Genomic DNA, 9,347 nt, shown 5'->3' with positions numbered 1-9,347 from the left:
ATCCAAGCTCTTAATCCATTCGCTCGACTTGCATGTATTAGGCACGCCGCCAGCGTTCATCCTGAGCCAGGATCAAACTCTCCAATAAAGTTAGTTTGTCTAGCATCTAAAAATAAAAATTGACGTTTCACGTTGTTTGTTTCGTTTAGTTTTCAAAGTTCAACATCGCGTTTCAGCGACTTTCATAATATATCATAGTATATTATTTTCGTCAACAAGTTTTTTTCGACAACTTGTATCTCTCATTTGCTGACTCTGCCTATTATATACACTTTACTATTGCTATGCAAGTATTATTATAAAAAAATAAGAGGGGGAGAAATCCCCACTCTTATTCTTCAGAAGAAACCTCTTCGCTAATTTCTTCTTCTTCATCCTTTTGTGCTTTTGCTACTGTCGCTACCTCTTGCTCATCCCCTAATCGAATTAGACGAACACCTTGTGTATTACGCCCCATTTGAGAGATTTGATCAACTGGCATACGAATAATAACACCCGCTACTGTAATTAACATAATGTCTTCTTCACCTGTTACAGACTTAACTGCTACTAATTTACCGTTCTTGTCTGTAATGTTACAAGTCTTCAGACCTTTACCACCACGACTCTGTAGTCGATACTCTTCAACCGGCGTACGCTTACCATACCCGTTCTTCGTTACGATTAAGACATTCGTATCCTCTTCAACAATTTCCATACCTACTACTTGGTCCTCTTCGCCTAGTGTAATAGCTTTTACACCAGCTGCATTACGGCCCATAGAACGTACATCCTGTTCATTGAAGCGAATTAACATACCGTTGCTTGTCCCTACGATAATATCTTTATCACCAGATGTTAAACGTACAGAAATTAATTCATCTTCTTCACGAAGCGAAATTGCAATTAAACCGTTCGTACGTATATTTGCAAATGATGAGAGCGGCGTTCTCTTAGAAATACCTTGTTTCGTTGTAAAGAATAAGAACTCGTCGTCACCAAATTCACGAATTGGAATAATAGCGTTGATCCACTCACCCTTATCTACCCCTAATAGATTAATAATTGGTATGCCTTTTGCCGTACGACTATACTCTGGAATTTCATATCCTTTTGTACGGTATACTTTACCCTTGTTTGTGAAGAATAAAATATGATCATGAGTAGACGTTGTTAATAAATGTTCAACAAAGTCATCATCATTCGTACCCATTCCTTGTACACCACGTCCCCCACGGTTCTGTGTTTTGTACGTAGAAGCCGGTAACCTCTTAATATAACCATTATGAGTAAGTGTAATTGCGATATTTTGTTCTGGGATTAAATCTTCATCCTCTATAGCTTCCATACCGCCAATTGTAATTTCTGTTCTTCTCTTATCATTAAAACGTTCTTTGACCTCCGTTAATTCCTCACGAATGATCTCAAGAACCTTCTCTTCATCTGCTAAAATTGCTTTTAACTCTGCAATCAGCTTCATTAAGTCTTGATATTCTTGTTCGATTTTTTCACGTTCTAATCCAGTTAAGCGTTGCAGACGCATATCTAAAATCGCCTGTGCTTGTTTCTCACTTAAGCCAAATCGTTCCATTAAACCTTGTTTTGCAATATCAGCTGTTTTTGAACTACGGATTAACGCAATGACTTCATCAAGATGATCTAAAGCGATTCGTAATCCTTCTAAAATATGAGCGCGCGCTTCTGCTTTCTCTAACTCATAGGCAGTACGTCTGCGGATCACGACCTTCTGGTGCTCTAAATAATAATATAAATTTTGTTTTAAATTTAGAACTTGTGGCTCTCCATTTACAAGAGACAACATGTTAATACCGAAACTTGTTTGAAGTGCTGTATGTTTATAAAGATTATTTAATAGTACATTTGCATTTGCATCGCGACGTACTTCCATAACAATGCGCATACCATTTCGATCCGATTCATCACGTAAATCTGTAATACCTTCAATTTTCTTATCACGAACTAATTCTGCAATTTTTTCAATTAAACGTGCCTTGTTAACTTGATAAGGTAGCTCAGTTACAATAATAGATTGTTTACCGTTGGCTCTCTCTTCAATTTCAACTTTAGCACGAATTATAATAGAACCACGGCCTGTCTCGTAAGCTCTTCGAATCCCGCTTCTTCCTAAGATTAAACCTGATGTTGGGAAGTCTGGTCCAGGAATATATTCCATTAATTCCGCGATAGTGATATCAGGGTTATGACTTAATGCCAACACACCGTCAATTACTTCTCCAAGTTGATGCGGTGGAATGTTTGTTGCCATACCAACCGCAATACCCGTCGTACCATTGACTAATAAGTTAGGGAAACGCGCTGGTAATACAACTGGTTCTCTTTCAGAACCATCGTAGTTATCTTGATAATCAATTGTATTCTTTGTAATATCGCGTATTAATTCCATAGAAATCTTAGACATTCTTGCTTCTGTATAACGCATTGCTGCCGCTGAATCTCCATCAACAGAACCGAAATTACCATGTCCATCAACAAGCATGTAACGTTGACTAAAATCTTGCGCCATACGTACCATTGTTTCATAAACAGCTGAATCACCGTGCGGGTGATACTTACCAATTACTTCGCCGACAATACGCGCCGACTTCTTATATGCTTTATCAGCTGTAATTCCTAAATCATTCATCGCATATAAAACCCTACGATGAACTGGTTTTAATCCATCACGAACATCTGGTAATGCACGAGACACGATAACACTCATTGCGTAATCTAAAAATGAGGTACGCATTTCATGACTAATATTAATTTCTCGAATTCGTGCTTGTTGTTGATTGTCTGACATCAACGAGCACCTCCTCTTACATTTCCGTTACACATACATTGATTTATATGTAGAAGACAGGAATACTTAGATTCCTGTCATTACTCACTTAAATATCAAGGTTTTTCACGTATTTTGCATTTTCTTGGATAAAGTTACGACGCGGCTCTACTTTATCACCCATTAAAATTTCAAATGTTTCATCCGCTTCAATCGCATCTTGAAGGGAAACTTGAAGTAACGAACGTACTTCTGGGTCCATCGTCGTCTCCCACAGCTGAGTTGGATTCATTTCCCCTAGACCTTTATAACGCTGAATCCCAGGCTTAGGTTGAGCTGGTAATTCAGCTAGTATTTTTTCAAGTTCTTTATTATTGTAAGCATATTGAATTTTTTTACCTTGTTGTACTTTAAACAACGGTGGCTGTGCGATATATATATAACCACACTCAATTATTTGACGCATATAACGATAGAAGAACGTTAATAATAGGGTACGAATATGTGCACCATCCACGTCGGCATCTGTCATAATAATTACTTTATGATAACGAGCCTTCTCAATATCGAAATCCCCACCAATATTTGTACCGATTGCTGTAATAATTGTACGCACTTCATCATTAGATAAAATTTTATCTAATCGCGCCTTTTCAACATTAATAATTTTACCTTTAAGTGGTAAAATCGCTTGAAAATGACGGTCACGCCCTTGTTTCGCAGATCCGCCGGCAGAGTCACCCTCTACGATGTAAATTTCACTGATTGCTGGATCTTTAGAAGAACAATCAGCTAGCTTCCCTGGTAAACTTGAAACTTCTAGAGCACTCTTTCGGCGCGTTAGTTCACGAGCTTTTTTAGCCGCTACACGTGCACGTGCTGCCATAGTCCCTTTATCTATAATTTTACGTGCAACATTGGGGTTTTCTAGTAAGAACTTTTCAAACGCCTCTGAGAATACAGACTCTGTAATCGTTCTCGCTTCACTATTTCCAAGTTTCGTCTTCGTTTGTCCTTCAAATTGTGGATTTGGATGCTTAATTGACACGATTGCTGTTAAACCTTCACGAACATCTTCACCAGTTAAATTACTATCCGCATCTTTTAAAATGTTATTTTTACGACCATAATCGTTAATTACACGTGTTAGAGCAGTCTTAAAACCTACCTCATGTGTACCGCCTTCATACGTATGAATATTATTTGTAAATGAATAAATATGATTTGTATAGCCTTCGTTATATTGAAGAGCAACCTCAACCTGAATCCCATCTTTTGAACCGTCAACATATACAGGTTCTTCATGAATCGGTTGTTTTGAACGATTTAAATGTTCCACATAAGATTTAATTCCGCCTTCGTAATGGAACTCTTTCTTTTGCTTATGTTCACGCTTATCTTCAATTGTCAATTTAATATTACGATTTAAAAACGCTAGCTCACGCATACGGGTAGCTAATGTATCAAATTCATATTCTGTTGTCTCTTGGAAAATCTCTGGATCGGGCTTAAAACGTGTTATTGTTCCTGTACGGTCTGTTTCACCTATTACCTTTAAATCTGCAGCCGGGATACCACGTTCATATTTTTGATAGTGTATTTCTCCATCTCGATGTACAAATACCTCTAATTCTGTTGATAAAGCATTTACAACAGATGCACCTACTCCGTGCAAACCACCAGAAACTTTATAACCGCCACCGCCAAATTTCCCTCCAGCATGAAGTACCGTCATAATAACCTCTACAGCAGGACGTCCCATTTTCTCTTGAATACCAACTGGGATACCACGACCATCATCTGTTACAACAATACTATTATCTTCTTCAATACTGACATTAATTTCATCACAATATCCCGCTAAAGCTTCGTCAATACTGTTATCAACTATTTCCCATACGAGGTGATGAAGACCTTTTCCACTTGTAGAACCGATATACATACCAGGACGCTTACGAACCGCTTCCAGTCCTTCTAACACCTGAATCTGACTTTCATCATATGCATTTTCCTGCATTTGCTTTTGTTCCATTGACACAAAGATCACCTACTTTTCCATTTAAACAGAAATTATTTTCTGTCTATTTCACAATCTACCGTGCCGTTCGTTACATGAATTGTTTTCGCTTCTTTCAATGTTTCGTGTTCAATTCCGTCGACACTCGTCGTTGTCACAAATGTTTGCACTTTTCCTTGAATTGTATTTAGCAGATGCGATTGACGATAATCATCTAATTCTGATAACACATCATCTAGTAAAAGGATTGGATATTCCTTAACCTCTGAGTATATCAATTCAATTTCAGCCAATTTTAGGGATAGTGCGGTTGTTCGCTGTTGTCCTTGTGAACCAAAGACTTGAACATTTTTACCATTAACGAAGAATTGTAAATCATCACGATGAGGACCGAGTAAAGTTGTACCCCGAAAAATTTCACGTTGTTTCACAGATTGAAAACTCTCATAGTATACTTCTTTTATTTTCGACAAATCCATTGATTCTGATACATCTACACTTGGTTTATAAACGATTTCTAACTCCTCTAATCCCCTACTAATCCCGCGATGGATTGGAGCAGCCCATTCTTGTAGTAAATGCAAAAACTCAAAACGTTTCCGCAAAATTTTCGCACCATGCTCAATAAGCTGAAGTGTAAATACATCCAACATCGTTTCCTCATTTTTACTATTTCCTTGCATCTTCTTAAGTAAATGATTTCGTTGCGTGAGTACCTTTTGATATTGGCTTAATTCATACAAATAGACCGGAGCTATTTGTCCAAGTTCCATATCTAAAAAGCGTCTTCGTACTTGAGGGCTTCCTTTTACAAGATTTAAATCTTCTGGGGCAAACATAACAACGTTCATTTCACCAATGTACTGGCTTAATTTTTGTTGTTCTAACTGATTCAACTTTGCCTTTTTACCTTTTTTTGAAATATTTAATTCTAAGGATAAAGAACTATTTCGCCTTTGTAATCTACCTTTTATATTACCATAATCCTCATCCCAACGAATGAGTTCACGATCGTTCGAAGTTCTATGGGATTTCGCCATCGCCAATACATAAATAGCTTCCATTAGATTCGTTTTCCCTTGCGCATTTTCACCAATAATTACATTGACTTTATCCTCAAAGGAAAGCTCTAAATGCTCATAATTGCGATAGTTTTTTAATTGTATTTCTGTAATAAACAAAGGGATCCCCCTTTATGATTGAACTTGGAAAGTTCCGCTTCCCGGAATTTCAACAATATCATTTGCATATAACTTTCGGCCTCTTCTATTTTCAAGTTCTTGATTCACGTATACTTCATATTCTTGTAAGAACCATTTTACAGCGCCGCCTGTATCAATTACATCAGCTAACTTTAAAAATTGTCCTAGTGTAATGTATTCTGTTGAAATCTTAATAAGTTTCATAAAATCGCTCACTTTCTGAAAGTGTTCATTCTTTCATTGTACTAAATAAACTAGCATTAGGAAAGTAATACCCTACAAATCAAATAAGGGTCACTAGTACCTTTACACTAGCAACCCTCAACCCTTACTTAGTAAGTACGTACCGGTAAAATTAATTGAATGATGGAATCATCATTCGCTGTGCGAATTAAAAACGGTCTCATCGCTCCAGTAAAACTAACTTTAATTTCTGTACTATCTAAAGCTTTTAATGCGTCCATCATATATTTTGCACTAAAAGATATTTTTAATTCTTCTCCATCTACATTTTCACATTGAACCTCTTCTACTACTTTTCCGATTTCTGGTGCATTCGAAGAAATCTCTAACATCTGTTGTTCTAATGTTGATAATTTAACAACGTTGTTACGACCATCTCTTGCTAATAGCGACGCACGATCAATTGCTTGTAAAAATTCTTTCGTATTTACAAAAATATCAGTCTTACTCTCGGCTGGAATTAAACGCGTTGTATCTGGATAATTCCCTTCTAACAATCTTGAGAAGAATAATAAATGTTTTGTACGGAATAATACTTGATACTCCGTAATAACGATATCTACCATTTCTTCAGATTCATCTAGAATTTTACTTAATTCACTTAAGCTCTTACCAGGAATAACGACATTCGCTTGAAATTCATCGGCAATATTATACCCTTCGATTTTCGCTTTACGAAGTGCTAGCCTGTGACTATCTGTTGCAATGCAAGTTAGCTCGCTGTTATATACCTTCCAGTTTACACCTGTCAAGATTGGTCTTGTTTCAGAACTTGAAACTGCAAATACTGTTTGACGAATCATGTGCTTTAGTAAATCTGTTGGAACCTTAAATACATGATGTTCTTCGATTTGTGGTAATAACGGATATTCAGCAGCATCTAAACCATTTAAGTTGAACTCTGATTTTCCAGATTTTATTTTTGTCATAAAATGATTTTCTACAGAAATTTCGACAGTTTCTTTAGGTAATTTTTTTACGATTTCACTAAAATACTTTGCTTGTAAAATAATACTTCCTGATTGTTCAATTTCTACAATTTCTTTTCCAGCATCTTCGACTGGGATAAATGATTCGATAGAGATGTCTGCATCACTACCTGTTAAAGTAACTCCTTCTTCCGTTGCTACAACTTTAATCCCTGTAAGAATTGGAATTGTTGTACGAGAAGAAACTGCCTTCATTACATCTTGTACACTTCTTACAAGATAGTCTTTTTGTATTGTAAAACGCATAACGAAAAACCTCCGGTAAGTATAAGATTTTATTTATTTAATAAAGATAAAAAAGTAGTAGTAATAGTACTAGGTCCTGTGGATATGTGGATAACCCTGTTTAAAGATGTAAAAACAGTCTATCTACATGTGGATAGACTGTGCGTAAAATAAGCTAAGTTATTCACACTATTCATCTACTACTATTTTAAAATATCCTTAATTTCTTCAACGTGTTTTTGTAATTGAGTATCCGTTTTTAATAGCTTCGAAATTTTTTCGTGAGCATGGATTACTGTTGTATGATCGCGGCCACCAAATTCTTCACCTATTTTTGGCAAAGATGAGTCCGTAAGTTCACGTGATAAATACATCGCAATTTGGCGCGGGAATGCAACGGATTTTGTCCGTTTTTTTGCTTTGAAATCATCTAACTTTACTTGATAGACGCCCCCAACAGCTTTTTGAATATCAGAAATAGAAATAATTCTAGGTATAGAGTTTGGAATAATATTTTTAAGCGCTTCAGCCGCTAAATCAGCATTCATATCTTTATTAATTAAAGACGAATAAGCTACAACTCGAATAAGTGCACCCTCTAGTTCACGAATATTTGAATCGATTTGATTTGCGATATAAAGCATAACTTCATTTGGTATATCAAGACCTTCTGCTTTTGCTTTTTTACGTAAAATTGCGATTCTAGTTTCTAGATCTGGTGGCGTAATGTCCGTAATTAACCCCCATTCAAAGCGAGAACGAAGGCGATCTTCTAAAGTTGGGATTTCTTTTGGTGGTCTATCGCTTGAAATCACAATTTGTTTACTTTCTTCATGTAACGCATTAAATGTATGGAAGAACTCTTCCTGTGTTTGTTCTTTTCCAGCAAGAAATTGAATATCATCTATTAATAAGACATCTACATTACGATATTTATTACGAAAATCGACAGCTTTATTATCACGAATTGAGTTAATAAATTCATTTGTAAATTTTTCAGATGATAAATATACAACTTTTGCATTCGGGTTGTGTTCAATTACATAATGCCCAATTGCGTGCATTAAATGTGTTTTTCCAAGTCCAACGCCCCCGTAAATAAAGAGCGGATTATAGGCTTTAGCTGGTGCCTCGGCTACAGCTAAAGAAGCAGCATGTGCAAAACGATTACCAGAGCCAATAACAAATGTATCAAATGTATATTTTGGGTTTAACATACTCTGTGGTAAGTGATTAGACTCATCATGTGCGTGTTTTTGCTTAACAGAAGGGAGATCTATATCCTCTTCTGCCTGACTTTGGGGAATGATAAAACGAATAGCTAGTTTTGCCCCTGTTAAATCATAAAGTGTTTCGGAGATTAGTTCCGAATAATGAGATTCTAGCCAGTCACGAGCAAATTCATTTGGAGCTGTGATAGTTAATACATCTTTTTTCAAGTTATGAGCAGTTGTTGATTTTAACCAGGTTTCATAACTTGGCTTGCTTACCTTTTTTTCTAATTCTTTTAAGGCATTATTCCATAAATCAGAGATATTTTCCAAAGGTGTCCCTCCTTTACAAAGATGGTAAAAGAATAAGGTTGCGCAATAATTGTACAACCTGCAAATATTTTCAATGCATATTTATACGAAACGTATTTTAAAATATAAAAACGTCGTTAGTATCCGAGAGAGAGTTTTCGACAAAAAAACAAATGTGGACAACTATTTACCCACATGTGATTTAAACTATCCACATGTTATACACAAATTGTGGATAAAATAAAGGTGTGGAAAACTTATTCAAAGTGAAAACACAACTATAATATCAAAAAAAAGCAGCTATAGCAATGAATTTAAGAAAGTTATCCACAAAATCAATACCTTGTGGAATAAACTTGTCCACAA

Annotated in this window: 6 protein-coding genes and 1 rRNA gene; all 7 read right to left on the bottom strand. The window is 36.0% G+C overall.

Annotated elements, in window-relative coordinates:
- Positions 1-88, bottom strand: a 16S ribosomal RNA gene (locus BWGOE10_RS33165); the annotation flags it as partial.
- Between the two features lie 243 nt (positions 89-331).
- Positions 332-2,803, bottom strand: a complete 2,472-nt coding sequence (gene gyrA, locus BWGOE10_RS27435) for a DNA gyrase subunit A (RefSeq protein WP_070145768.1) — start codon at positions 2,801-2,803, stop codon at positions 332-334.
- Positions 2,804-2,891: 88 nt separating this feature from the next.
- Positions 2,892-4,814 carry a DNA topoisomerase (ATP-hydrolyzing) subunit B gene (gene gyrB / locus BWGOE10_RS27430; protein ID WP_070145766.1) on the bottom strand — a complete coding sequence of 641 codons (1,923 nt, stop codon included), beginning with the start codon at positions 4,812-4,814 and terminating at the stop codon, positions 2,892-2,894.
- A 38-nt stretch (positions 4,815-4,852) separates the two neighbouring features.
- On the bottom strand, positions 4,853-5,980 hold the full coding sequence (gene recF / locus BWGOE10_RS27425) for a DNA replication/repair protein RecF (RefSeq protein WP_070145764.1): 1,128 nt from the start codon (positions 5,978-5,980) through the stop codon (positions 4,853-4,855).
- Positions 5,981-5,992: 12 nt separating this feature from the next.
- Positions 5,993-6,205, bottom strand: coding sequence for a S4 domain-containing protein YaaA (gene yaaA, locus BWGOE10_RS27420; RefSeq protein ID WP_025146931.1), 213 nt, complete (start codon positions 6,203-6,205; stop codon positions 5,993-5,995).
- A gap of 128 nt (positions 6,206-6,333) precedes the next feature.
- On the bottom strand, positions 6,334-7,479 hold the full coding sequence (dnaN, locus tag BWGOE10_RS27415; RefSeq protein ID WP_070145763.1) for a DNA polymerase III subunit beta: 1,146 nt from the start codon (positions 7,477-7,479) through the stop codon (positions 6,334-6,336).
- Positions 7,480-7,661: 182 nt separating this feature from the next.
- Positions 7,662-9,002 carry a chromosomal replication initiator protein DnaA gene (dnaA, locus tag BWGOE10_RS27410; RefSeq protein WP_070145761.1) on the bottom strand — a complete coding sequence of 447 codons (1,341 nt, stop codon included), beginning with the start codon at positions 9,000-9,002 and terminating at the stop codon, positions 7,662-7,664.
- Positions 9,003-9,347 lie beyond the last annotated feature (345 nt).

It is taken from the genome of Bacillus mycoides, from assembly GCF_001757995.1.
GTDB lineage: Bacteria > Bacillota > Bacilli > Bacillales > Bacillaceae_G > Bacillus_A > Bacillus_A mycoides_B.
This window is presented reverse-complemented; position numbering and strand designations above follow the sequence as displayed.

Coding starts and splice junctions, on each gene's coding strand:
- gyrA (WP_070145768.1), bottom strand. CDS start 2,803: ATGTCAGACAATCAACAACAAGCACGAATTCGAGAAATTAATATTAGT.
- dnaN (WP_070145763.1), bottom strand. CDS start 7,479: ATGCGTTTTACAATACAAAAAGACTATCTTGTAAGAAGTGTACAAGAT.
- gyrB (WP_070145766.1), bottom strand. CDS start 4,814: ATGGAACAAAAGCAAATGCAGGAAAATGCATATGATGAAAGTCAGATT.
- yaaA (WP_025146931.1), bottom strand. CDS start 6,205: ATGAAACTTATTAAGATTTCAACAGAATACATTACACTAGGACAATTT.